Below are 24,422 nucleotides of genomic sequence, written 5' to 3' on the forward strand. Positions count from 1 at the left end.
AGTGGTGGCGCGGGCGAGCGGTGCGGCCGTCAGAGCACGAGCTTGCGCTCGCTGGGCTCGAGGTTGTCGTAGTTCCACAGCTTCTTCCCGCACACGAACTTCCGGAACGACGCGGGGCGGTCCATGCCGTAGATGCGGAACTTGCGGTCGATGAGCTCGTCGTCCTCGGGCGTCATCTCCGCCTCGACGCAGTCCACCCCCAGCGAGGCGACCGCGCCCCCGACGTAGATGGCGCCGTCGTACATCGAGTCGCCCATGCCGGGGCCGGCGTCGCCGCAGATGATCTGCCGGCCCCGCTGCATCATGAATCCCGTGAGCGCGCCGGCGTTGCCGCCGACGATGATCGTGCCGCCCTTCTGGTCGATACCGGTCCGGGCACCGACGTGGCCGCGGATCACGAGATCGCCGCCGCGCATCGCGGCCCCGGTCAGCGACCCGGCGTTCTTGTCGATGACGGTGACGCCCGACATCATGTTCTCCGCGACCGACCACCCGACCCGGCCCGTGATGTGGATTTCCGGGCCGTCGCCGAGGGTGGCACCGAAGTAGCCGACGCTGCCGTCGATGGTGATCCGGCAGCGCGTCAGGATGCCGACCGCGACCGAGTGCTTGGCGCCGGGGTTCTCGATGGTCACCTCGGGGATCTGCTCGCCGTAGACCAGGCGACGCAGTTCGAGGTTGATCTGGCGGGGACTGAGATCGGCGGCGTCGAAGACGGCGGTGTCGCCCTCGATGCGGGCCGTCTTCGGCGCCTCGACGTCGGGCTCGGCCAGCCCGCGGATGTCGTTGCGCGACCGACGCGTGCTCATCGCGACCACACCAGCACCTCGGACTCGTAGGGGTCGTAGGAGTCGATCTCCTGGGGGAGGACGGCGCGGATGGCGCTCTCCTCGGACGCGAGCGCGACCATGCCGTCGCCCTCGTGCAGGACCAGGGGCTTCGCGGCCATCTCGTCCTTGGCCATCCCGAGGCTGTCCTCGGTCACGACGAGGTAGGTGAAGACGCCGTCGAGGTCGGAGAGGCTCGTCTTCATGGCCGTCTCGAGGCTCATCCCGTCGGCCAGACGTTCCGCGAGGTACACCGCGATGATCTCCGAGTCGCACTCGGACTGGAACCGGTGACCGTGGCGCTCGAGGCGCCGGCGCCACTGGTGGTAGTTGGTCAGCTGGCCGTTGTGCACCACGGCGACGTCGGAGAACGGGTAGGCCCAGTACGGGTGCGCGCCGGCGATGTCGACGTCGGACTCGGTGGCCATCCGGACGTGGCCGATGGCGTGGGTGCCGCGGAACTCCCCGAGCCGGTAGGAGTCCGACACGGTCCGGGCGTCGCCCAGGTCCTTGACGATCTCCAGGGAATGGCCCAGCGAGAGCACCTCGCAGCCGGGGATGTTCTCGATGTAGTCGGCCAGCGGCTTCAGTTCGCCCTCGTACCGGAAGCTCGCGCGGTAGGCGTAGGCGGACTCGCCCTGCACCCGGTCGACCGTCGCGCCCACCTTCGACAGCCGTGACTCCACCTCCCGCCGGCTGCGCTCGAGCCGCTCGCTGAAGTCGAAGTCGCTCGTCTCGTTCGGGTCCGCCAGCTTGAACCGCATCACGAGCAGTTCGCTCGGCTCGCCGTAGAGCGCGTAGCCCGCCGAGTCCGGGCCGCGGTGCTTCATCGACTGCAGCATCCTGGTCATCTCGGCGCCCACGTCGCCCGGCCCGTCGGTGTGGATGATCCCGGCGATCCCGCACATGGTCGTCCTCCTCGTCGTGCTCGTCAGCAGTTCTGCGGGGTCAGGGCAGGATGTCGAGGTATTCCTTGACGTCCCAGTCGGTGACCGTCGCGCAGAAGCGCTCCCATTCGTCGCGCTTGTAGTGCTCGAACACGCGGTACATGTCCCCGGGCATGGCGCTGCGCACGACCTGGTCGGCGTCGAGCGCCCGCAGCGCGTCGCCGAGGTTCATGGGGATGTTCTTGACCTCCTTGCCCTCGGCCATCGCGTTGTAGATGTTGCGCTCCTCGGGCGGCCCGGGGTCCAGGTTGCGCTGGATGCCGTCGGCCATCGCCTTGATGAGCGCGGCGAACGAGAGATACGGGTTCACCGCCGAGTCGACCGAGCGGTACTCGAAGCGGTCCGGAGCGCTCACCCGCAGCGCGGTCGTGCGGTTCTGGAAACCCCAGTCCGCGTAGAGCGGCGCCCAGAACCCGGCGTCCCAGAGCCGGCGGTAGGAGTTGACCGTCGGGGAGGTGACGCACGTGAGCGCGGACAGGTGCTCGAGGACGCCGCCGATGGCGGCGAGCCCGATCTTGCTCGGCATGCGCTGGTCGTCGCCCTCGGGGAGGAAGACGTTGGTGTCGCCGTCCCACAGGGAGAGGTTGTGGTGGCACCCGTTCGCCGACACGCCCATGAACGGCTTGGGCATGAAGCAGGGGAAGGCGCCGAACTCGCGGCCCACCTGCCGGCAGATCTGCCGGTAGGTCGTGAGGCGGTCGGCGGTCTGCTCGGCGCGGTCGAACTGCCAGTTGAGCTCGAGCTGACCGGGGGCGTCCTCGTGGTCGCCCTGGATCATGTCGAGGCCCATCGCCTGGCCGTACTCGATGACCCGGTGGATGAGCGGCTGCAGCTCGCTGAACTGGTCGATGTGGTAGCAGTACGGCTTGGTCATCCCGTCGACCGACGGCGTGCCGTCGGGGTTGAGCTTGAGCCACATCATCTCGGGCTCCGCGCCGACCCGGAGGTGGAACCCGGTCTGCGACTCGAACTCCGTGTGGATGCGCTTGAGGTTCCCGCGACAGTCCGACGTCAGGTAGGCGCCCGGCTCCTCCGCCTCCTCGCGCCCGCGGAACAGGGTGCAGAACACGCGAGCGGTCTTCGGGTCCCACGGCAGGACCTGGAACGTCTCGACGTCGGGCAGGCCGACCAGCTCACAGGCCTCCGCGCCGTAACCGATGTACTCGCCGTGGCGGTCGGTGAACAGGTTGGCCGTCGACCCGTAGACGAGCTGGAAGCCCTTCGACGCGAAGCGCTCCCAGTGGGTCGCCGGGGCACCCTTGCCCATGATCCGGCCGGTGACGCTGACGAACTGGTAGTAGATGTACTTGACGTCCTGATCGTCGATCGACCGTCGGATCGCGCGGACGGCGTCGTCACGCCCGTCCTGGGCGAGGAACGTCTCGAGATCGGTGGTCATGGGCGGGCCCTCCCTGGGTCGCGGACGCCAGAACTGTGAACGCGGCCACGCCGAGTAGACTCTGTTCACCCTGAAGAGACAACCCCGTGGCGGCATCTCGTGCCGATCGGTCGGGGCGTGTCCCTCCGACGGCCGCCGCCGGAGGGGCGACGGCCGTCGGCGCGCGGCCGCAGGGGAGCAGGGGAGTGCCCCGACCTGCCGGGGCGCTCGGCACGACGTCAGTGCGCCGCGCTCTCCGGACGGCCCGGGCCGCCCGCGTCACTCGTCGCGCTGTGCCGGCTGCCCGTCGGGGACGCCGTCGCGCCGGTCGCCGACTCGGAGCCCGCGGACGGACCGGTGTCGCTCGACCCGGAGGTGGCGAGCGCCTGCTCGTCCGCGAGCGATTCGGTGCCGCCCTGCTGCAGGACGCGGGACATCCCCACCCGCTGGTAGAGCTCCAGAGCCCGTCGGTACTCCTGGTTCTCGATCACGATCTGCCGGACGTGCCAGGCCAGCCACAGGACGATCCCCACCACGACGAGGAGGACCTCGGAGCCCACGAAGGGGTAGAGCGCCCCGATGTCCTGGGGGTTCGAGAACGAATCGAGTCCGGTACCCATCTCTCTCTCCTACCTCCTCGTGTCCTCGCGAGCGACGGACCCGGCGGGGCCCGTCCCGTTCGACGAGGAGCCGTCCATGGCCTCGGCGAGCGCACGCTCGTCCGCGGCGACGCCGTCGACGACGTCGGCGCCCCGGAAGTACGGGTACGACGGGCTGTGCTCGTGGGCGTCGAGACCGGCCAGCTCGACGGCGCGGGGCACCCGGAGCAACCCGAACGCGTCCAGCAGCTTGGCGACGGCGAACGCGGGCAGGAAGCCGAGGACGCCGAACATGATGAGCGCGCCGATCAGGTTGCCGAGCGGGTTGACGGCCGGCCAGCCCTCCGGGGTCGTGAACCAGGCGGTCACGCCCTCGACCGGGGCGGCAGCGGGATAGCCCCAGAGCATGAAACCGGCCACGACGACCCCGAAGGTGCCCGCGTAACCGTGCACCGCCACCGCGCCCACCACGTCGTCGAGCTTGAAGCGGCGCTCCACCCAGAAGTGGAGCTTGTAGATGATCACGACGCCGATCGCCGCCAGGATCATCGACTGGAGCGGGTGGTAGAGATCGTTGCCCGCGGACGTGGCGATGATGCCGGCCAGGCCGCCGGAGAACGTCCAGAACGGGTCCCCCCGGCTCACGAGGTACGCGGCCAGGATCCCGCCCGAGAGCGACATCAGGAAGTTGAACGTGATGCCCGAGAGCGTCGTCGGCATCCCGTAGATGTTGGTGGCGGAGAGGTACACGCCTTCGGTGGAGATGTTGGCGATCGGGATGTTGCAGGCGACGTAGAAGCCCCAGAAGCCCGTGTAGATGATGAACAGGCCGACGCAGCACATCCACACGTTGTGGGGCTTGATGTCGCGGACCTCGCCCCGGGGTCCGAACTTGCCGATCCGGGGACCGATCACGAGGATCACACCGAGGACCGCTCCGCCGGCGATGCCGTGGATCACGCCCGAGGCGTAGGCGTCGTGATAGCCCATGACCTGGACCATCCACCCCTCGGGGTGCCATCCCCAGGCCGCGTCGATCACCCAGGTGACCGAGCCGACCATGGTCCCGAGGATGAGGAACGCGCCGGTGCGGCCCCTCTCGAGCACGGCCCCGGAGACGATGGCGGCGGCCGTCCAGGAGAACAGCAGGAACGCGGCCCAGAAGACGCCGTTGAGGCGGTCCTGCAACTCGGGCGCCATCAGGGGCGACCAGGGCGCCGCCGTCTCGCCGGCGCCGTCCAGGATGCCGCCGGTGATCCCGGGCCCGCTCGGGATGGCGTTGTAGAGCCACCACCCGAAGAAGAAGAAGGTGATGGTCACGAGCGGGATCACCATGAAGTGCTTCATCAGGGTGCGCTGCATGTTCTTGGGGCGCACCGCGGCGATCTCGTAGGTCGAGAAGCCGACGTGGATGAGGAACATCAGGGCGACGGTCACCCAGTAGTAGAACTCGGTGAAGATGATGGTCAGGGCTTCGATCGGGTCCTGCATCCGTGCTCGCTCCCTGAGTTCGTCGACGAGGAACGTCCTCCTCGGTCCGGAGACCGACGGTCCGGGTCCGGTCCGGTAGCCACGACACGACACGACAGCTTGGAATGCACGGCTCTCGCGGCGGGTGGCCGCGTGCGCGGGAGCCAGGGGCCAAGGTCTGCATCTAGGACCAAAGGTCATCTGACCAGCGCTTCTGACCTGTGTCAAGGGTCACACAACCCTGTTGATGCACAGTCAACCCCGTGCCGTCCTGCGGGAGCGTCCTCGATGTGTTGAACCGGAGGGGACGCCGTTCACTGCACTGTTTACAGGAGGCGTCCCGCCGAGCATGATCTGCGTCACACACGGACGCGATCCCTCCAGGAGCTTGTCGTGGCTTCAACCCTCGCGGCCCTCTGGCCGGCCACCACTGCGGGCCAGGTCCTCCCGGCGCAGCCCGTCGTCCCCGACCCCGTCTTCCCCGACCAGGTGACCACGAGCTCCCTGCTCCAGAACGTCGTCTACGCGTCGGGGACGGTGGGGGCGATCTTCATCCTCGCCGGGATCCTGCTGATCGACCTCGGGGGCGTGCGGCGCGTCAACGTCTTCGACGGCGTGATCCAGAAGCTCATCGGCTTCTTCATCGGCTTCGCCACGTACTTCCTCATCGGCTTCGCGATCTGGAACTGGCAGTACTACGTGGCGTTCGAGGTGCCCAACCCGTACTGGCAGTCGATCTCGGACTGGTGGCTGGGTGGGTCGTTCGCCAACGAGCTCGCCCAGTACGCCGACCCGGAAGCGGGCATGGGAACCGGTGCGGCGCGGAACAACCAGCAGATCTTCATCTTCTTCCTGGCCTGCTTCGCCGGCATCATCAACGTCCTGATCCACCTCGGTGTCACCGAACGCATCAAGCCCGCCGCCTACTTCGTCGTCTCCTTCGTGGCCGCCATCGTCTCCTCGGTGCTGAGCTGGCTGACCTGGGGATCCACGGGCCCGCTGACCAACCTCGGCTTCCACGACTTCTTCGGTTCGGCCTTCGTCTACGTGTTCGCCGGCGTGGTGGGGATCGTGCTCGCCCGTCGCCTCGGGCAGCGCCCCGGCATGTACCGGCCCCATCCGCGGGTGCCCGAGTACCGGAACTACAACCTGGGCCTCACCGTCGTGGGACTGGTCGTCGTCTTCGCCGGCCTCCCGATGGTCATCCTGTCCTGCGGCTTCTTCGTGGACCCCGAGGCGTTGTTCATCGGCATCAACATGTCCGACACCAGCGTCGGCATCGCGTTCAACAACTTCGCGCTCTCCTGGGCCGGCGGCGCCCTGACCGGGGCCCTGATCGCCTATCGGACGAGGAAGTACATCTACACACTCCTCGGACCACTGGCCGGTTACCTGTCGGGTGCCCCCGCCTTCGACATCTACCGTCCGTGGCAGATGTTCCTGGTCGCGCTGATCGCGCCGTTCGTGGCGTACGCGGTCTACGAGTGGACGCAGCGCCGGGAGTTCGACGAGCACAAGCTGGCACCGGTGCTGGTCGGGACGGGGGCCTACGGGATCCTCATGGTGGGCCTCGTCGCCTGGGGCACGCCGCAGGGCGGGTACATCGGGATCGACTCGGGGCCGTACGCGTTCCAGAACGCGCAGGTCAACGTCCTCTGGCAGCTCATCGGCCTCGCGGTGGCCGTGGCCATCGGCCTCGCGACCGCGACGGTCCTGGCCTGGGTCCTCGAGCGGACCATCGGGCTGGGCGTGTCCGAGGAGGTCCAGGTCGAGGGCTACGACCGCCACTACTGGGACCTGACCCACGACGACGCGACGCCCGCCGCCGACACCACCCCCACGCCGGACACGGTCGCGGACGTCGTCGCGACACCCTCCTCCCCGTCGGGTGGCGGCAGCGCGCGCCAGCCCAGCTGACCCGCCGCCGAGCTCCCGAGCGGTCTCGCCGAGGTCCGGGGCCGCTCTCCCCGAGAGGAGATGAACGCCGTGGTGGCACCGACCGCAGCCGAGCCCGTCGTGGCGTCCCGTCGCCTCCTGCTGCCCGGTCTGCTCGACCCCGTCCCGGGCCTCGAGACGTACTGGGTCCGCCCCGGAGGCATCACCGCCGTGCGGGTGCACGGGGGCGACGCGGTCACCGTCGTCGACCGGCAGGGTCGCCAGCGGGCCGAGGTGACCGCCCTCAGACCGGACGGGACGGATGCGCGCGACCTCCTCGGCCTCACCGCCGACGCGCCGGCGACGGCCCTGCGGGCGCTGGCCGCCGCGGCCGCGCCCGGGGCGGTGGAGGACCCAGTGCTCGCCGCCCTGCTGGCCCACGGCCTCGACCCGGGGGAGCTGCGCGCCGCGGTGCTGTTCGGGGAGTGGTCGCCGGCCGGGTCCCGCGAGACGTTCCGCGTCGCGGGGCCGGGCTTCGTCGTCGTCGCGGCCCCCGGCGGCCGGATGGCGACGGACGAGACGACGGGCAACCCGCCCTCGGATCTCGTCCTCGAGATCCGGCGGGCGGACCCGCGCGTGCGCGAGGTCCCGCCGCTGCCCCCGCCGCTCGCCGAGCCGATCCTCGACGTGCGTGTCGACGCGGCCACGGCGATGAGCTACGAGGTGAAGGCCGGCCAGTACATCCAGATCCTCGACGTCGAGGGCCGGCAGTGCTCCGACTTCCTCGCCTTCTCGGCGCACCGGCTCCAGGAGGGCCGCGAGCGCGGGCTCGACGCGACCGCCACCCGCTACTTCATGGGGCAGGCGTACCCCCAGCCCGGGCTGCACGGGAAGTTCTACGACCAGGACATGGAGCCCCTCATCGAGGTCGTCCGCGACACGGTCGGCCGGCACGACACGTTCGGCCTGGCCTGCAACACGAAGTACTACGAGGACCTCGGCTACTTCGGGCACGTCAACTGCACCGACAACTTCAACGAGCAGCTGCGCGGGTACGGCATCGAGGAGCGCGCCGGCTGGCCCGCGCTCAACCTCTTCTACAACACCGCGTTCGACGCGGCCAACCAACTGATCTTCGACGAGCCGTGGTCGCGGCCCGGGGACTACGTGCTGATGCGCGCGGGCGTCGACCTCGTGTGCGCGTCCTCGGCCTGCCCCGACGACATCGACCCCGCCAACGCCTGGGTGCCGACCGACGTCCACCTCCGCGTCTACTCCGCCGAACGGAAGTTCTCGATGGCCATGGCGCACCGCACCACGCCCGAGCAGCCGGCCACGCTGACCCGCGAGACGGCGTTCGCCCCGCGGACGAGGGCGCTGACCCGCCAGTTCACCGAGTACCGCGGCTACTGGCTGCCCACCAGCTTCGACGGCCACGGGGCGGTCGACGAGTACTGGGCGTGCCGGGAGCTGGCCGCGGTGATGGACCTGTCCCCGCTGCGCAAGTTCGAGGTCCTCGGGCCCGACGCGGAGGCGCTGCTGCAGGCGAGCGTCACCCGCAACATCCGCCGGCTCTCGGTCAATCAGGTCGTGTACTCCGCGGTGTGCAACGAGACCGGCGGGATGATCGACGACTGCACGGTGTTCCGGCTCGCGGACACCAACTTCCGCTTCGTCGGCGGCGACGAGTACACGGGCACCTGGCTGCGCGAGCAGGCCGAGCGCCTCGGGCTCGACCGGGTGTGGGTCAAGCACTCCACCGACCAGATGCACAACCTCGCCGTGCAGGGGCCGGCGAGCCGGGACGTCCTGCGCGAGCTCGTCTGGACCCCGGGCACGCAGCCCGCGTTCGCCGACCTGACCTGGTTCCGCTTCACCATCGGCCGGCTCGGTGACCACCACGGCATCCCGGTCGTCGTGTCGCGCACCGGCTACTCGGGCGAGCTCGGCTACGAGATCTGGTGCCACCCCTCGGACGGTCCGGCCGTGTGGGACGCCGTCTGGGAGGCCGGCCGGCCGCACGGGATGCTCCCGCTGGGTCTCGACGCCCTCGACGTGCTGCGGATCGAGTCGGGCCTCGTCTTCGCGGGCTACGACTTCGACGACACCGTCGACCCGTTCGAGGCCGGCGTCGGGTTCACCGTGCCGCTGAAGACGAAGGAGGACGACTTCGTCGGCCGCGACGCGCTGCTGACCCGCAAGGCGCACCCGCAGCGCCGCCTGGTCGGCCTCGAGCTGGCGGGCAACGAGCCGGCCGCGCACGGCGACTGCGTGCACGTCGGACGCCACCAGGTCGGCGTGGTCACCAGCGCGACGCGCTCGCCGATCCTGCGCAAGAACATCGCCCTGTGCCGGATCGCCGTCGAGCACGCCGAGATCGGCACCGAGGTCGACGTCGGGAAGCTCGACGGCCACCGCAAGCGCATCCCCGCCCGGGTCGTCCGGTTCCCGTTCTACGACCCCGACAAGGAACGTCCGCGCTCCTGACCGACAGCGGATCGACCACCCAGCGAACAGGAGGATCATGGTGACACGGGTCGCGATCGTCGGGGCCGGACCGAGCGGGCTGGCCCAGCTGCACGCGTTCGAGCAGGCCCGCGCCGGAGGCGCGGAGATTCCGGAGCTCGTCTGCTTCGAGAAGCAGGACGACTGGGGCGGGCTGTGGAACTACACGTGGCGCAGCGGCCTCGACCAGTACGGCAACCCGTGCCACGGCAGCATGTACCGCTACCTGTGGTCGAACGGCCCGAAGGAGTGCCTCGAGTTCTCCGACTACACCTTCGAACAGCACTTCGGCACCGCGATCCCGTCGTTCCCGCCGCGCGAGGTGCTCTACGACTACATCAAGGGCCGCGCCGAGGCGAGCGACGTCCGCCGCCACATCCGGTTCGACACCGCGGTGCGGTGGATCGAGTACGACCCCGCGCGCGAGACCTTCGACGTCACGGTCGAGGCGCTCGCCGAGGGCGCGTCGCGGGTCGAGCAGTTCGACCACGTCATCGTCGCGACCGGGCACTTCTCGGTGCCGAACGTGCCCGACTTCCCAGGTTTCGACCGCTTCCCCGGCCGCATCCTGCACTCCCACGACTTCCGCGACGCCCAGGAGTTCGCCGGCAGGGACCTGCTGGTGGTGGGCGGGAGCTACTCCGCCGAGGACATCGCGCTGCAGGCGAAGAAGTACGGCGCGAACTCGGTGACGATCAGCTACCGGACCGCGCCGATGGGCTTCCCGTGGCCCGACGGGATCGCCGAGGTGCCGCTGCTGTCCCGCCTCGAGGGCCGCACGGCACACTTCGCCGACGGGAGCGCGCGTGACGTCGACGCGATCATCCTGTGCACCGGCTACCAGCACCACTTCCCGTTCGTCGCGTCCGACCTGCGGCTGCGGACGGCGAACGTGCTCTACCCGCCGGACCTCTACAAGGGCGTCTTCTGGACCGACAACCCGAAGATGATGTACCTGGGTATGCAGGACCAGTTCTACACGTTCACGCTGTTCGACGCGGAGGCCTGGGTCGCGCGGGACTTCGTGCTGGGCCGCCTCGAGCTGCCCTCGCGCGAGGAGATGGAGAAGGACGTCGCGGAGTGGCGGGCCCGCGAGGAGGCCCTGCCCGACGCGTTCGCGCAGATCGACTTCCAGGCCGACCACATCGCGGACCTGATGGCGCTGACCGACTACCCCGCGTTCGACCTCGACCTCACGCGGGCCCACTTCAAGAAGTGGGAGCACGACAAGGAGGAGAGCATCATCGGCTATCGCGACCGCGGGTTCTCCTCCCCGTGCACCGGGACGCCGGCGCCGATCCACCACACGCTCTGGTGGGAGGCGCACGACGACTCGCTGACGACGTTCCTGCGGACCGGCCACCCGGCCTGATGAGCGCGGGGCGCTGCCTCTGCGGGGCCGTGGCGTACCGGGTGGACGGCCCGCTGCGGCCGGTCATCGTCTGCCACTGCGTCGACTGCCGGCGCTGGCACGGACGGGCGGCGGCGATGACGTGCGCGCCGCGGCAGAGCCTCGCGATCACGGGGGAGGAGGCCCTGCGGTGGTTCCGCCTCCCCGACGGGCCGGAGCGGGGGTGGTGCGGGCGCTGCGGGTCGAGCCTGTTCTGGACCGCACCCGGCCGGGACACGGTCAGCATCGCCGCCGGGACCCTGGACGACCCGCGGGAGCTGCGGGTCGTGGCCCACATCTGGTGGGAGCACGCGGAGCCGTGGGAGGCCGAGCAGCCCGGTGACGTCCCGCACCACCCTCGCGGCGCGCCACCGGCGCTCGCGGCCCCGCCGCAGCGCTGACGACCGGGTCGTGGGGCCCGTGCCCCCCGGCGTCTCCCCGGCTCGGGGGAGTCGGGGTGGGCCCGCCCGGCCCTACCGTCGATCCGCCCCGCACCGACCGTCGGGAGGACCGGACGTGAAGATCGGAACGACCCACCTGTTCGTCCCGGGACCCACCCCCGTGCCCGAGGTGGTCCGGCGCGCCATGAACGTCCCGATGGAGGATCACCGGGCCCCCGACCTGCCGGACTTCGTCCTCGATCTCCTCGCCGACCTCGCGCGGGTGTTCCGGCTCCGGGAGGGCCGCGTGCTCGTCTACCCGGGCTCGGGCACCGGGGCGTGGGAGGCGGCGATCACCAACTGCCTCTCCCGCGGCGATCGGGTCCTCATGTCGCGGTACGGCCAGTTCTCCCACCTCTGGGTCGACATGGCCCGGCGGCTCGGGCTCGACGTCGTCTGCCACGACGTCGAGTGGGGTGAGGGCGTCCCGGTCGAGGCCTACGCGCAGGAGCTGCGGGCCGATCCGAGCATCAGGGCGGTCTTCGTGACGCACAACGAGACCGCCACCGGCGTGACGTCCGACGTCCGCGCGGTCCGGCAGGCGATGGACGAGGCCGGCTCCGACGCGCTGCTGTTCGTCGACGGCGTCTCGTCGATCGCGTCCCTCGACTTCCGACAGGACGAGTGGGGCGTCGACGTCGCCGTCGCCGGGAGCCAAAAGGGCTTCATGCTCCCGGCCGGCCTCGCCATCCTAGGCCTGAGCGAGAAGGCGCTGGCCGCTGCGGAGCGGTCCACGACGGAGCGGTGCTACCTCGCGTTCCGCGACATGATCACGGCGAACGACGTCGGCTCCTTCCCGTACACCCCTCCGATGCCGCTCCTGCACGGCCTGCGGGCGTCGCTGGACCGCCTCCTCGACGAGGGGATGGACGACGTGGTCGCGCGCCACCACCGACTGGCCGAGGGTGTCCGGCACGGCGTCAAGGCGTGGGGTCTGGACCTGTGCGCCCTGGCGCCGCGGTGGTACTCCGACACGGTGAGCGCGGTGCGGCTGCCGGACGGCGTCGACGGCGCCGCGGTGTGCCGGATCGCGTACCACCGCTACCGGACGTCCTTCGGCGGCGGCCTCGGGAAGGTGGCCGGCCGGGTGTTCCGCATCGGCCACCTCGGCGACGTCAACGAGGTCTCCTGTCTCAGCGCGCTCGCCGCGGCCGAGATGGCGTTGCTGGACGCGGGCGTCGACCTCGAGCCGGGCTCGGGCGTCGCCGCCGCGCAGGCGTACTTCCGGCAGGCGCTCGCCGCCGAGGGGAGCCGGCCCGGGCCCTGGTGGTCCGCGACGGCGGGGCCGCGGCTGACCGCGGTGACCTGACTCGGTGACCTGACTCGGTGACCTGGCTCGGTGACCTGATTCAGAAGGCGCCGGCGACGGTGCGGGCGTGCTCCCGCAGCGTCCCGACGAGGGTCTCGACCTTCCGGTCGTCGAGGCGACCGGAAGGGCCCTGCACCCCGAGGATCGCGACGAGCCCGTCGTCGCGGTCGAGCACCGGCACCGCCACGCCGGTGAGGTCGGGCTCGCGCTCGCCGCGTGACGCCGCGTAGCCCTGCTCGGCCACCCGGCGGATCTCGTCGGCCAGCGCGCCGTGATCGGTGATGGTGCACTCGGTGAAGCGGGTGAGCTCGTCCGGGACGCGCCCGCCGTGCGCGAGGAACACCTTCCCGACGGCCGTCGCGTGCCGCACGCTGTTGCGCCCGATCTCGGCGACGCTGCGGACCGACTGCGGACTCTGGACGAAGTCGAGCGTCATCACGTCGTGCTCGCCGGCCACCGACAGGGTCGCGGTCTCCCCGCTGACGGCCGCGAGGTCCTCGAGCGACGGGCGGGCGACGCGCCGGACGTCGAGCGTCTGCCGGGCCGCGCCGGCCAGCTGCAGGATCCGGATGCCCAGCCCGTAGCGGCCGTTCGCCGGGTGGTGCGCCACGAGCCCCGGCCCGGCCAGGGTCGCGAGCAGCCGCGAGACGGTGCTCGCGTTGATCCCCGTCCGGCGGGCGATCTCGTTGGTGCCGAGCTCTTCGCCCGCCGCCGCCAGGGCGTCCAGCACGGCGATGGCCTTCTGCACCGACTCGACCTGCCGATCTGCTGGTCTCCCGGTTCGCACCATGTTAACTTCGTCTCCCAAGGTGAAACGCCATTGCCTTCAGGGCAATGCAACACGACGACGGTAGCCGCTCGGCGGTCGTCCTGCTCGGCCTCTTCCGTTCGTCGTCGAAACGGGTGAGAAGCATGGTCCCCACCAGGGCTCGGTACGTGATCATCGGTGCCGGCATCCACGGACTCTCGACGGCCTGGCACCTCGCGACGGAGCTGCGCGAACGCGGGCTCGGCGACGGCAGCGAGGTCCTCGTCCTCGACAAGACCGACATCGGCGCCGGCGCCTCGGGTGTCGCGTGCGGCGTCATCCGCAACAACTACTTCCAGCCCGCGATGCGCCGGCTCATGGCGCACTCGGTGGACGTGTGGGAGTCCGACCCGGAGGCGTTCTCCTACCACGGGGTCGGTTACGTCCAGGCGGCCCCGGCCGCGATGCACGACGACGTCGTGCAGATCCACGCCGAGCAGCAGGCCATCGGGTACGAGTCCGTGCTCGTCGAGGGCGCCGAGGCCTGTCAGGCCTACATGACCGAGATGTTCGCCGACTGGCAGGCGCCGGGCGTGACGGTGGTGCTCCACGAGAAGCGCGGGGGCTACGCCAACAACGTCGCGTCCCTGCAGGGCCTCGCCGGGAAGGTGCGCCGGGCCGGCGCGACGATCCGCACCGGCGTGACGGTGACCGGCCTGCAGCGGTCGGGCGATCGCGTGACCGCGGTCGAGACCGACGCGGGGACGATCGGGTGCGACCACCTCGTCGCCGCCGTCGGGCCGTGGATCCGCGACCTGTGGTCGATGCTCGGCATGCCGTCGACGATCACGGTGCGGACCCAGGACGGACGCGTCGTCCCCGACGCCCCGATGTGGACCTACTGGGCCCTGCAGGAGGGCATCCTCGGCATCGACCCGCAGGAGTTCATGGACAACCGCGGCGAGCTCCCGCCGGTGATCCACGTCGACTCCGACGCCCCGCTCCGCGACGACGTCGACGGCACGCTCATCACCGACCGGATCTGGGGCATCTACTACAAGCCGGACTTCCATTTCGGCGGCGTCCAGGGCGGCGCGTCACCGCAACCCGTCGGCCGGCCCGCCGACACGGTGGCGGTGGACCCCTACGGCACCGCGAGCCCGGAGTTCGTCGTGGGCGAGGACTTCGTGCGGATGTGGACCTCGGCACTGGCCGCGTGCCACAAGCGCTTCGAGGGGCGCCGGGACGTCTACCGCAAGGAGCCCTCCGGGGGGATCGGGGCGTTCACCCCGGACAGCTTCCCGGTGTTCGACACCGTCCGCGGCAACGCCTACGTCATCGCGGACTCCAACCACGGGTACAAGATGATCGGGGTCGGTGCGCTGGTCGCCCGCGAGCTGCTCGGCGAACCCCAGGAGCTGCTCGAGCCCTTCCGCTTCGCGCGCTACGAGCGGGGCGACCTGCACCCGACCAGCCACTCCCCCTTCCCCTGGAGCTGAGGCGCAGCGAGCCCGAGAGGAGCCCCATGCAGGCATCGCCCCGCACCGCACCGGACGCCGACGTCGGGCGCCTCCTCGTGTCCTGCGAGGACGGCCCGGGCATCGTGGCCGCGGTCAGCGCCTTCCTCCACGCGCGGGGAGCCAACATCCTGCAGTCCGACCAGGACACCACCGACCCCGTCGGCGGCCGCTTCTTCCTGCGCGTGGTGTTCCGGATGCCGGACCTCATGACCTGGTTGCCCGCGCTGGACGAGGAGTTCGCCGGCGAGGTCGCCGAGCCGTTCGGGATGTGGTTCCGCCTGCGCGCGGCCGCGGTCCCGACACGGGTGGCGGTGTTCGTGTCGCGCTACGACCACTGCCTGCTGGACCTGCTGTGGAGGCAGCGCCGCGGCGACCTGCCGGCCGACATCGTCCAGGTCGTGTCGAACCACCCCGACCTGCAGAAGGAGGTCGCCGGCTTCGACGTCCCGTACGCGCACATCCCGGTCACCAAGGACACCAAGGCGGAGGCCGAGCGCCAGCAGGCCGAGCTGATCGCCGGTCGGGTCGACCTCGTCGTCCTCGCGCGGTACATGCAGGTGCTCAGCGGCGACTTCCTCGAGCGGATCGGGGTGCCGGCGATCAACATCCACCACTCGTTCCTGCCGGCCTTCGCCGGCGCCGGGCCGTACGAGCAGGCCCGGACACGCGGGGTGAAGCTCGTCGGCGCGACGGCGCACTACGTCACCGAGGTCCTGGACGAGGGCCCGATCATCGAGCAGGACGTCGCGCGCATCTCGCACCGCGAGAGCCTCGTCGACATCACCCGCCGCGGCGCCGACGTCGAGCGCACGGTGCTCGCGCGGGCGGTGTCCTGGCACTGCCAGGACCGGGTGCTGCTCGACGGCCAGACCACCATCGTCTTCTGACACCCCGGCGACCCCCGTAGGGTGCTCCTCGCCACGCTGCCGGCGGACCGACGAGGAGGACGGCCGTGCTCTGTGTCCTGGCGACCCCGGGTCGGTACAACGGCGGGGTCGACCGCCCGCCGGGGCCGGACGGCGGCCCGCCGCCCGAGGTCGAGGTCGTGGCGGCGCGACGCCACAAGAGGACCGATCCCGAGGTCGGTGACGTCTACGACGTCGACGTCGTGGTCTACCGCCGCGACGGGTCGACCGCCGACGGGGAACCCCGCTACGTCCGCGACCGCGCCTACACCGAGGAACGCACCGGCTGACCACACCACCGGCCGCGCGGGGTCAGATGTTCGAGCCCTCCGGCGGGATGCCGTCCGGGCGCGCGGGGGAGCCGACGTCGCTCGCGGTCGGTTCGGGGCGCGCCATCCCGAGGACGTAGGCCGTCATCGAGAGCGAGCCGTAGGCGTAGCCGTCGACGAGGACGTCGGTGCCGTCGCCGTCGGCGGCGGCGAGCCCCGCAAGGTAGAGCGCGGGGATGAAGTGGTCGGGCGTCGGCACGGCGAGGCCGAAGTCGCGGTGGGCGTCGAGGGCGGGGAAGTCGGCCGGAGCGGTGAGCATCCGGTCCCGGGCGTCGTCGTCGAACCGCTGCGCCCAGTCGAAACCCTGGTCGGGGCGCTCCCAGTCCAGCCCGGCCAGGTTGTGCACGACGTTGCCGCTGGCGACGACGAGCACCCCGCGCCGCCGGAGCGCGGCGAGCTTCGCCCCGAGCTCGAGGTGGTAGGAGAACGGCTTGTAGGCGTTGATCGACAGCTGCACGACGGGGATCGAGGCGTCGGGGAACGCGTGCACGAGGACCGACCACGTGCCGTGGTCGATGCCCCAGCTGTCGACGTCCGCGCCCACCCAGGTCGGCTCGGCGATGTCGGCGACCTCGTCGTACAGCTCGGGCAGGCCGGGAGCGGGGTACTGCACGTCGAACAGCTCGCCGGGGAAGCCGTAGAAGTCGTGGATGGTGCGCGGGCGGGTCATCGTGGTGACGGCCGTGGCGTTGATGTACCAGTGCGCGGAGACCACGAGGATCGCGCGCGGGCGCGGGACGGCGGCGCCGAAGGCCTGCCACGCCGAGGTGTAGCGGTTGGTGGCCAGCGCGTTCATCGGGTTGCCGTGACCGATGAACGCCGCCGGCATCGTGGTCTGCTCTCCGGCCATGACCGTGCTCCTCGTCTCGGGGACCGTCACATCCTCCACCCGGCGTCCGGGACCCGGCGGAGCACACCGGGGCGCAGCACCACGGACTCGGGTGGCCGCATCGGCGAGTTCGGCGCGGCGAAATCGCATTTCCGGGCCGGCGCACATTCGAGAACGGTGAGTGGGGTCATAGCCGGATGAATGCGCTCCGGTCGATCCGTTAACATTTCCGTCAGCGAAGGGGAGTAGCTCCCAACATCGTGGTCGACACACTGACGCCCCGGCGTCCGGCCACGGGGGCCGTCGGGTGTCCGGCGGCGGGCGAGACCTTCGGTGCCGACCCGATCATCGGGGTCGGACCGGAGCGCGCGCCCTCGGTCCGGCCGACCGAGAGGAGCGACCGCCCCGTGACCGGCTTCCTCGCCGCCACCGCCCTGAGCTTCGCCGTCATCTTCGTCGCCGAGCTGGGCGACAAGTCCCAGCTCATGGCGATGACGTTCGCCACCCGGTTCCGGGCGCTGCCCGTGCTCCTCGGGATCACCGCGGCGACGGCGGTGACCCACGCGGTGTCCGTGGGCGTGGGCCACCTCCTCGGCGCGGCGATCCCCACCTTCTGGATCTCCGTGGCGGCCGCCGTGGCGTTCGTCGGGTTCGGTCTCTGGACGCTGCGTGGCGATGCCCTCAGCGAGGACGAGGAGAACAGGAGCAGCGCCACCACCAGGTCGGCGTTCATCGCCGTCGCGGTCGCGTTCTTCCTCGCCGAGCTCGGCGACAAGACCATGCTCGCGACCATCACGCTCGCCACGCAGCACCCGGGCAGCGGTGGCGTGACCGGGGTCTGGCTCGGTTCGACCGTCGGCATGGTCGCCGCCGACGGGCTCGCGATCCTCCTGGGCCGGTGGCTGGGCCGGAAGCTGCCGGAGAAGGCCATCCGGATCGGCGCCGCGGTGCTGTTCTTCGCCTTCGGCGCCTGGCTCGGCCTCGAGGCGCTCCTGGCGGGCTGACGCCTACGCCGACGAGGGGTCCGCACCCACCTCGAACCACACACGCTTGCCGCCGTCCTGGTCGTGGCTGCCCCAGCGGTCGGCGAGGGCGGCGATCAGCTGCATGCCCCGTCCGCGAGGGGCGCGGGGGTCGAGCTGGCGGACGATCGGCCGCACGGTCGAGCCGTCGGCCAGCCCGACGCGCAGCCACGTGTCGGACGCCGTGACGTCGACCGCCAGGACCACGTCGCCCCCGTCGTCGGCGCCCGCGTGGTCGACGGCGTTCGACACCACCTCGGTGACCAGCACCATCACGTCGGCGCGCCGTTCGGCGTCGAAGCGCCACGCCGTCAGCAGGTCGCCGAGGATCCGCCGGGCGTGGGACGGTGCGCCCGGTTCGGGCGTCAACTCGAAGGTCGCGCTCAGTGTGGCCATGTGGGTCCTCGCCGGGTCGCGGTGACGCACGGTCTCGACGCCACCTCGGGCCGGGCGTGCGTCCCCCCGCAGCGCCCGGACGAAGGGTACGACGCCGGCCGGACCGCCCCGGGGACGGTGCCGACACGCGCGCCCGTCACTCCTGCCGCGCGCCCGTGGACGTGTCGGCGGCGGGCACCGGGGCGGCCCGCATACGGCGCAGGGAGCCGGTCGCCCCGGCCGCGACCATGACGATGACCAGCCCGCACAGCACCGCCGCCACCGGCGCCAGGCCCCAGACCTCGACCGCCGCCCCGGCGAGGAGGCTCGCGACCGCGGCCGCGAGGTAGCAGAAGAGGTAGACCGCGGCGAGGGTGCCGGCGTGCGCGCCGGCGGGGCTGCGGTCGAGCAGGACCCGCATCGCGCCGGCGAACGCCGCGCCGAACCCCGCGCCGGCGACGACCGCGGCGGCGAGGTACACGGCGAAGCCCTCGACGACGATGCCCGCGACGAAGCCCGCGACGCCGACCACGAGCCCGGCCGCCCCGCCCGCGAGCGTCCGGCGGACGCCCAGCCTGCTCGCCGCGAGTCCCGCCACCGGCCCGGCGAGGTGGTAGACCGCGACGGCCAGTGCCCCGCTGAAGAGGTCGTCGCGGCCCAGGACGGTCACCGCCAGCGACGGGGCCAGCGCCTGGGTGAAGCCACCGAGGACGTAGGTCGCCGCGACGAGGAGGCACACGGCGGGGAACACCGCGCGGGCCGTCGGCGGGACCCGCACCACCGGCCGCAGCGAGCGCAGCGCCCCGCGGCGTGGAGCGGTCGTCTCCGGCAGGAGCGCCACGGCGGCGGCCGCCACGGTCAGGAGGGCGGCGGTGACCACGAAGGACACGACGGGGGCGCGCTCGGGTGCGAGCTGGACCGCGGCGCCGGAGGCGAGCGCGCCGATCGCGATGCCCCCGGGCGGCGCCCCGCTGGTCACGGCCCCGGCGAGCCCGGGGCGGGAGGCCGGCGCCAGGTCCACGACGAACGCCCCGAGCGCGCTGAGCGCGAGACCCACGGAGAGGCCCTGCGCCGCCCGCCCGGCGATCAGCGGCGCCGCGGAGTCCACGGTCGCGAGGACCAGGCACGCCACCGCCCCCACCAGCAGGGCCGGCACGCCGACCCGTCGCCGACCGAGGTGGTCGGAGAGGCTGCCGCAGCACAGCAGCGCGGCGAGCAGGGGGAGGATGTAGATCGCGAACGCGCCGGTGAGCGCGACGGTCGAGACGCCGTGGGCCTGCTGGTAGACGACGTAGAGCGGCGCCGGGACCCCGGCCGCCGCGCAGACCGCGACGAGCGAGACCGACGCCGTCGTGAAGGCCGTGGCGGTCGGGGCGGACCGGCTCGCGTCGCGGCGCAGCACCAGGGGTCAGGCCGTCGCGACGTGTGCGGCGGGCGAGGCGTCGATCGTCACCGCCTCAGGGTAGGCCGCCACGCGGCCCGGTGCGGGTCGTCGATCAGCGGGTGGCGCCCACCGGCATCGCCGCGACGTCGGGTACCCGGGTGTCGGCGCCGGAGGTCACCTCGACCGCTGCGTGCTCGACCGGTGCGTCCTCGGCCGGTGGGTCCTCGCCCGGACTCGGGCCGGTGGTGCCGGCGTCCTGCGTCGACGCACCGTCCTGGGAGGCGGCCCGCTCCAGGAAGCGCAGCAGTTCGACGGGGAACGGGAGGACCAGCGTCGAGTTCTTCTCGGCGGCGACCTCCACGACCGTCTCGAGCAGCCGGAGCTGCAGCGACGCCGGGTTGTCGGACATCGTCCGGGCGGCCTCGGACAGGGTCCGCGCGGCCTGCCGTTCGCCGTCGGCCGTGATGATGCGGGCACGGCGCTCCCGCTCGGCCTCGGCCTGCCGCGACATCGAGCGCTTCATCGACTCGGGGAGCGAGACGTCCTTGATCTCGACCCGATCGATGTGCAGGCCCCAGTCCATCACCGGGGTGTCGATCATCAGCTCGAGCCCCTGGTTGAGACGCTCGCGGTTGCTCAGCAGGTCGTCGAGGTCACTCTTGCCGATGATCGACCGCAACGACGTCTGGGCGAGCTGGCCGACGGCGAACACGTAGTCCTGCACGTCGACGGCGACCCGCACGGGGTCCATCACCCGGAAGTAGATGACCGCGTCGACGCGGACCGTGACGTTGTCCCGCGTGATGCCGTCCTGCGCGGGCACCGGCAGCGTCACGATCTGCATGTTGACCTTCTGCATCCGGTCGGCGATCGGCCGGAGCAGGACGACCCCCGGGCCCCGCGTCGTCCCCGGCTCGACCCGGCCGAGCCGGAACACGACCCCGCGCTCGTACTGCCGGACGATGCGCACGCTCGTCCCCACCAGCACCGCGGCCACGAGGACGACGGCGGCGAGCGTCAGCACGATGACCATGCGATCACTTCCCCTCACCGGCTCCCGACGGGGCGTCGGGAGAGGCGGAGGAGCAAATGTATCGCTCCACGATATGAGAAGGAAGGACTCGACGGTCCCCCTCACGCGGCCCGGGCGCGCCGGCGCACCGTGGCCGCGGGGCCGACGACGCTCGTCGGGCACCGGGCGTGGCGCAGGACCCCGTGGCTCACCGCGCCGAGCAGGGCGCCGGTCACGCAGCCGTGGCCCCGCGAGCCGATGACCAGCAGCGCGGCGCCGGCGGACTCCCCGGTCAGGGCGTGGGCGGGGTCGTCCGGGACGAGCCGGAGCCGGACGTCGACGTCCGGGAAGCGGCGGCGCCACGGCGTCACGGCGTCCGCGAGACGGTGCCGGGCCGCGGCCTCGGTCGCGGCGGGGTCGTCGCCGATGCCGCCGAGGTCGGCAGGTGGCCGCGGACACCAGGCGTGCAGCGCGGTGACCCCGACGCCGCGCTGGGCCGCCGCGCCGAAGGCGACGCCGAGGGCGGGGGAGGACCGGACCGGGCCCTCGACCCCGACGACGACGCGCGACCGCGACGGGCCGGGGTCCACCTCGCCCCACGGCGGGACCACGACGACGGGGCAGGTGGCGCGCGAGGACACCGCGACCCCGACGGAGCCGACGATCGCGCTGCGGATCCGACCGAGCGCGCGCGTGCCCACCACGACCAGCTGGGCGTGCTGTGAGGCCAGCCCGGGCGCCGGGCCCCCCACGATCGTCCGGCTGGTCACCTCGACCTCGGGAGCGACCCGCCGCGCCCGCTCGCGCGCCTCGCGCAGCAGCGCCTCGACGACGACGCCCGCGTCCTCGGGCCCGGGAGCGAACGGGCCCGGGGCCACCGGCGGCGAGCAGGCGTGCACGATCGCGAGGGGGCATTCCCGGGCGGCGGCCTCCGCGGATGCCCACTCCACGGCGTCCCACGCCGAGCCCACCTCGTCGACGCCGACCACCACCGGGTCCGGCTCGCCCATCGCGACCCACCTCCGGGAGACGTGCCGACGGAGTCGTATCGTACCACGATACAAAGGGCCGGGTAGGTTCTCGCGTGGGACGAGCAGACGCTGGTGGAGGTGCTGGTGGAGGAGGCGGTGGAGGTCGTGGCGCAGCCCGACGGCGAGGCCCCGATGTCGAAGGAGGACTTCGAGGCGCTGGCCCGCTTCCGGTTCGCCGTCCGGTCATACCTGCGCTTCAGCGAGGAGACCGTGCGCGAGCACGGGTTGACTCCGCAGCACTATCAGCTGCTCCTCGCCATCAAGGGGGTCCCGGGGCGCGAGTGGGCGACGGTGGGCGAGCTCGCCGACCAGCTCCAGCTCCGCCACCACAGCACCGTCGAGCTCGTCGACCGCGCCCAGGGCAACGGCCTCGTCCAGCGCGTCGCCGATCCCGACGACGGCCGGGCGGTGCGGGTCGTGCTCACCGACCGTGGCCAGCGGATGCTGTCGGTGCTGAGCCCGCTGCACCGCGACCAGATGCGGCGAATGGCCCAGGCGCTGACGCCGCCGCGCTGGGGTCCGGACGCCGCCGGGACCTGAATCCCGGTCCGCCCGGGCGCGACCATTGTCCGGTCCGCCGTGCCGGTGGCAGGGTCGCGGACCATGACGGCCACCGCCCCGCGTCCCACGACCGCGCTCGACCACCCGCTGGAGCCCCTGAGCGGCGAGGAGATCACCGCGGCCGCCGGGCTGCTGCGCGACGCGGGGCACATCGGCGAGCGCTGCCGGTTCGTGTCGATCGTCCTGCGGGAGCCGGCGAAGGCCGACGTGCTCGCGTTCGAGGCGGACGGGACGCCCGTGCCGCGCGAGGCCGCGGCCGTGGTGCTGGACAAGGCCGACGGGCGGACCTACGAGGCCGTCGTCTCGCTCACCGACCGGGCGGTGACCCGCTTCGAGCAGGTGCCCGGCGTCCAGCCGCAGGTGATGCTCGAGGAGTTCTTCGAGACCGAGGAGGTCGTCAAGGCCGACCCGGAGGTGCAGGAGGCGCTCCGGCGCCGCGGCATCACGGCGTTCGACGGGGTCATGGTCGACCCGTGGTCGGCCGGGCACTACGGCGACGAGGAGGAGGGCCGGCTGCTGCGCGCGCTGGTCTGGGTGAAGATCCTCGGCCCGGACGACAACGGCTACGCGCACCCGGTCGAGAACCTCGTGGTCTACGTCGACACCAACGCGATGAAGGTCGCGCGCGTCGAGGACCACGGCGTCGTCCCGATCCCGCAGGAGCCGGGCAACTACACCCCGGACGTCGTGCCCCCGCGCACCGACCTGAAGCCCGTGTCGATCACCCAGCCCGAGGGCACGTCGTTCACCGTCGACGGGCACGAGGTGCGCTGGCAGAAGTGGCGCTTCCGCATCGGGTTCACCCCGCGCGAGGGCGTGGTGCTCCACACCGTGCGCTACACCGACGGCGGGCGCGAGCGGTCGGTGCTGCACCGGGCCTCGCTGTCGGAGATGGTCGTGCCCTACGGCGACCCGGCGCCCACCCACCGGCGCAAGAACGCCTTCGACGCCGGCGAGTACAACATCGGCACCCTCGCCAACCCCCTCGAGCTGGGCTGCGACTGTCTCGGCGAGATCCACTACTTCGACGGCGTGGTGGCCGACGGCAACGGCGAGCCGGTGGTCATCCCCAACGCAATCTGCATGCACGAGGAGGACTTCGGGCTGCTCTGGAAGCACACCGACTTCCGGACCGAGAAGACCGAGGTGCGGCGGTCGCGGCGGCTCGTGGTCTCGTTCGTCGCGACCGTCGGCAACTACGAGTACGGCTTCTTCTGGTACCTCTACCAGGACGGCACGATCGACTTCGAGGTCAAGCTCACCGGCATCATGTCGACGGGCGCGGTGCCGCCGGGCACGCGGCCGACGCACGGCCAGCTGATCAACGCCGACGGCCTCTACGCCCCGATCCACCAGCACGTGTTCAACATGCGGCTCGACTTCGACGTCGACGGCGTCGCCAACTCCGTCTACGAGGTCGACACCGAGACCGACCCCGAGGGCCCGGACAACCCGATCGGCAACGGCTTCCGCACCCACGCCACCCTGCTGGAGAGCGAGCAGGAGGCCCGGCGGAACGTGAGCCTGGACCGGGCGCGCTACTGGAAGGTCGTCAACCCGCACGTGCGCAACGCGGTCGACGAGCCGACCGGCTACACGATCAAGCCGCACGGCACCGTGGTGCCGTTCGTCCGTCCCGAGGCGAGCGTGCTGCACCGCGCGGGCTTCATGCGCCACCACCTGTGGGTCACCCCGCACGACGAGCGCGAGATGCACGCCGCGGGCGACTACCCCAACCAGCACCAGGGCGGCGAGGGGCTGCCGCGCTGGACGGAGGCCGACCGCCGGGTCGCCGACACCGACGTCGTCGTCTGGTACACGTTCGGCTCGCACCACGCGGCGCGGCTCGAGGACTGGCCGGTGATGCCGGTGCAGTACGTGGGCTTCTCGCTCCAGCCGAACGGCTTCTTCGACCGCAACCCGTCCCTCGACGTGCCGCGCCCCGAGGGCGGCCACTGCGGCTGAC

At 71.8% G+C, this 24,422-nt stretch carries 22 protein-coding genes; 11 read left to right on the plus strand and 11 right to left on the minus strand.

The features are described 5' to 3' along the window. Nucleotides 1–29: 29 nt before the first annotated feature. The 5 genes from C8D89_RS20480 to C8D89_RS20500 all read right to left on the minus strand — a co-directional run bounded on the left by C8D89_RS20480 (nucleotide 30) and on the right by C8D89_RS20500 (nucleotide 5,242). A complete protein-coding gene (locus tag C8D89_RS20480) occupies nucleotides 30–809 on the minus strand; it encodes a GltB/FmdC/FwdC-like GXGXG domain-containing protein (RefSeq protein ID WP_116710020.1) in 780 nt (259 codons plus the stop codon). Continuing rightward, nucleotides 806–1,735 (minus strand): class II glutamine amidotransferase, encoded by a 930-nt coding sequence (locus C8D89_RS20485; protein ID WP_116709968.1) that lies wholly within the window; start codon nucleotides 1,733–1,735, stop codon nucleotides 806–808. Before C8D89_RS20485 ends, C8D89_RS20480 begins: the two co-directional genes overlap by 4 nt. A 40-nt stretch (nucleotides 1,736–1,775) precedes the next feature. Then, on the minus strand, nucleotides 1,776–3,173 hold the full coding sequence (locus C8D89_RS20490) for a glutamine synthetase family protein (RefSeq protein ID WP_116709969.1): 1,398 nt from the start codon (nucleotides 3,171–3,173) through the stop codon (nucleotides 1,776–1,778). Between the two features lie 218 nt (nucleotides 3,174–3,391). Continuing rightward, a complete protein-coding gene (locus C8D89_RS20495) occupies nucleotides 3,392–3,772 on the minus strand; it encodes a hypothetical protein (protein WP_116709970.1) in 381 nt (126 codons plus the stop codon). A 9-nt stretch (nucleotides 3,773–3,781) separates the two neighbouring features. Continuing rightward, nucleotides 3,782–5,242 (minus strand): ammonium transporter, encoded by a 1,461-nt coding sequence (locus C8D89_RS20500; RefSeq protein WP_116709971.1) that lies wholly within the window; start codon nucleotides 5,240–5,242, stop codon nucleotides 3,782–3,784. 372 nt (nucleotides 5,243–5,614) lie between these two features. On the opposite strand from C8D89_RS20500, the gene C8D89_RS20505 reads away from it, so the two are divergent. The 5 genes from C8D89_RS20505 to C8D89_RS20525 all read left to right on the plus strand — a co-directional run bounded on the left by C8D89_RS20505 (nucleotide 5,615) and on the right by C8D89_RS20525 (nucleotide 12,740). After that, nucleotides 5,615–7,138, plus strand: a complete 1,524-nt coding sequence (locus C8D89_RS20505; protein WP_116709972.1) for an ammonium transporter — start codon at nucleotides 5,615–5,617, stop codon at nucleotides 7,136–7,138. A 60-nt stretch (nucleotides 7,139–7,198) separates the two neighbouring features. Further along, entirely contained in the window at nucleotides 7,199–9,583 is a 2,385-nt protein-coding gene (locus tag C8D89_RS20510) for a trimethylamine N-oxide demethylase (protein WP_116709973.1), read from the plus strand. A gap of 37 nt (nucleotides 9,584–9,620) precedes the next feature. After that, nucleotides 9,621–10,973: a flavin-containing monooxygenase gene (locus C8D89_RS20515; protein WP_116709974.1), complete on the plus strand. Its 1,353-nt coding sequence runs from the start codon at nucleotides 9,621–9,623 to the stop codon at nucleotides 10,971–10,973. Further along, on the plus strand, nucleotides 10,973–11,392 hold the full coding sequence (locus tag C8D89_RS20520) for a GFA family protein (protein ID WP_116709975.1): 420 nt from the start codon (nucleotides 10,973–10,975) through the stop codon (nucleotides 11,390–11,392). The genes C8D89_RS20515 and C8D89_RS20520 overlap by 1 nt, the downstream gene beginning before the upstream one ends. A gap of 115 nt (nucleotides 11,393–11,507) precedes the next feature. Then, on the plus strand, nucleotides 11,508–12,740 hold the full coding sequence (locus tag C8D89_RS20525) for a pyridoxal-phosphate-dependent aminotransferase family protein (RefSeq protein WP_116709976.1): 1,233 nt from the start codon (nucleotides 11,508–11,510) through the stop codon (nucleotides 12,738–12,740). Nucleotides 12,741–12,780: 40 nt separating this feature from the next. On the opposite strand, the gene C8D89_RS20530 is transcribed toward C8D89_RS20525, so the two are convergent. Continuing rightward, on the minus strand, nucleotides 12,781–13,488 hold the full coding sequence (locus C8D89_RS20530) for an IclR family transcriptional regulator (RefSeq protein ID WP_165825833.1): 708 nt from the start codon (nucleotides 13,486–13,488) through the stop codon (nucleotides 12,781–12,783). Nucleotides 13,489–13,652: 164 nt separating this feature from the next. Here C8D89_RS20530 and C8D89_RS20535 point away from each other — a divergent pair, with 164 nt between their 5' ends. The 3 genes from C8D89_RS20535 (at nucleotide 13,653) to C8D89_RS20545 (ending at nucleotide 16,203) form a co-directional block, all read left to right on the plus strand. Then, nucleotides 13,653–14,987 (plus strand): NAD(P)/FAD-dependent oxidoreductase, encoded by a 1,335-nt coding sequence (locus tag C8D89_RS20535; RefSeq protein WP_116709978.1) that lies wholly within the window; start codon nucleotides 13,653–13,655, stop codon nucleotides 14,985–14,987. A 26-nt stretch (nucleotides 14,988–15,013) separates the two neighbouring features. Then, nucleotides 15,014–15,895 (plus strand): formyltetrahydrofolate deformylase, encoded by an 882-nt coding sequence (purU, locus tag C8D89_RS20540; RefSeq protein ID WP_116709979.1) that lies wholly within the window; start codon nucleotides 15,014–15,016, stop codon nucleotides 15,893–15,895. 65 nt (nucleotides 15,896–15,960) lie between these two features. Further along, nucleotides 15,961–16,203, plus strand: coding sequence for a hypothetical protein (locus C8D89_RS20545; RefSeq protein WP_116709980.1), 243 nt, complete (start codon nucleotides 15,961–15,963; stop codon nucleotides 16,201–16,203). A gap of 22 nt (nucleotides 16,204–16,225) precedes the next feature. Here the strand turns inward: C8D89_RS20545 and ygiD are convergent, their stop codons facing one another. Continuing rightward, nucleotides 16,226–17,092, minus strand: a complete 867-nt coding sequence (gene ygiD, locus C8D89_RS20550) for a 4,5-DOPA-extradiol-dioxygenase (protein WP_207787337.1) — start codon at nucleotides 17,090–17,092, stop codon at nucleotides 16,226–16,228. Between the two features lie 386 nt (nucleotides 17,093–17,478). On the opposite strand from ygiD, the gene C8D89_RS20555 reads away from it, so the two are divergent. Continuing rightward, nucleotides 17,479–18,075, plus strand: coding sequence for a TMEM165/GDT1 family protein (locus C8D89_RS20555; RefSeq protein ID WP_116710022.1), 597 nt, complete (start codon nucleotides 17,479–17,481; stop codon nucleotides 18,073–18,075). A 3-nt stretch (nucleotides 18,076–18,078) separates the two neighbouring features. Here the strand turns inward: C8D89_RS20555 and C8D89_RS20560 are convergent, their stop codons facing one another. The 4 genes from C8D89_RS20560 to C8D89_RS20575 form a co-directional block, all read right to left on the minus strand. Further along, nucleotides 18,079–18,489: an ATP-binding protein gene (locus C8D89_RS20560; RefSeq protein ID WP_116709981.1), complete on the minus strand. Its 411-nt coding sequence runs from the start codon at nucleotides 18,487–18,489 to the stop codon at nucleotides 18,079–18,081. 136 nt (nucleotides 18,490–18,625) lie between these two features. After that, entirely contained in the window at nucleotides 18,626–19,870 is a 1,245-nt protein-coding gene (locus C8D89_RS20565) for an MFS transporter (RefSeq protein WP_165825834.1), read from the minus strand. A gap of 94 nt (nucleotides 19,871–19,964) precedes the next feature. After that, complete coding sequence (locus C8D89_RS20570; protein ID WP_116709983.1) at nucleotides 19,965–20,885, minus strand: slipin family protein; 921 nt, start codon at nucleotides 20,883–20,885, stop codon at nucleotides 19,965–19,967. Nucleotides 20,886–20,986: 101 nt separating this feature from the next. After that, nucleotides 20,987–21,874 (minus strand): universal stress protein, encoded by an 888-nt coding sequence (locus C8D89_RS20575; protein WP_116709984.1) that lies wholly within the window; start codon nucleotides 21,872–21,874, stop codon nucleotides 20,987–20,989. Between the two features lie 93 nt (nucleotides 21,875–21,967). Between C8D89_RS20575 and C8D89_RS20580 the strand changes: the two genes are divergently transcribed. After that, nucleotides 21,968–22,435 (plus strand): MarR family winged helix-turn-helix transcriptional regulator, encoded by a 468-nt coding sequence (locus C8D89_RS20580; protein ID WP_243418270.1) that lies wholly within the window; start codon nucleotides 21,968–21,970, stop codon nucleotides 22,433–22,435. A 63-nt stretch (nucleotides 22,436–22,498) separates the two neighbouring features. Beyond that, nucleotides 22,499–24,421 (plus strand): primary-amine oxidase, encoded by a 1,923-nt coding sequence (locus C8D89_RS20585; protein ID WP_116710024.1) that lies wholly within the window; start codon nucleotides 22,499–22,501, stop codon nucleotides 24,419–24,421. The last annotated feature ends 1 nt before the right edge of the window (nucleotide 24,422 follow it).

It is taken from the genome of Actinomycetospora cinnamomea (assembly GCF_003096675.1).
Lineage (GTDB): Bacteria > Actinomycetota > Actinomycetes > Mycobacteriales > Pseudonocardiaceae > Actinomycetospora > Actinomycetospora cinnamomea.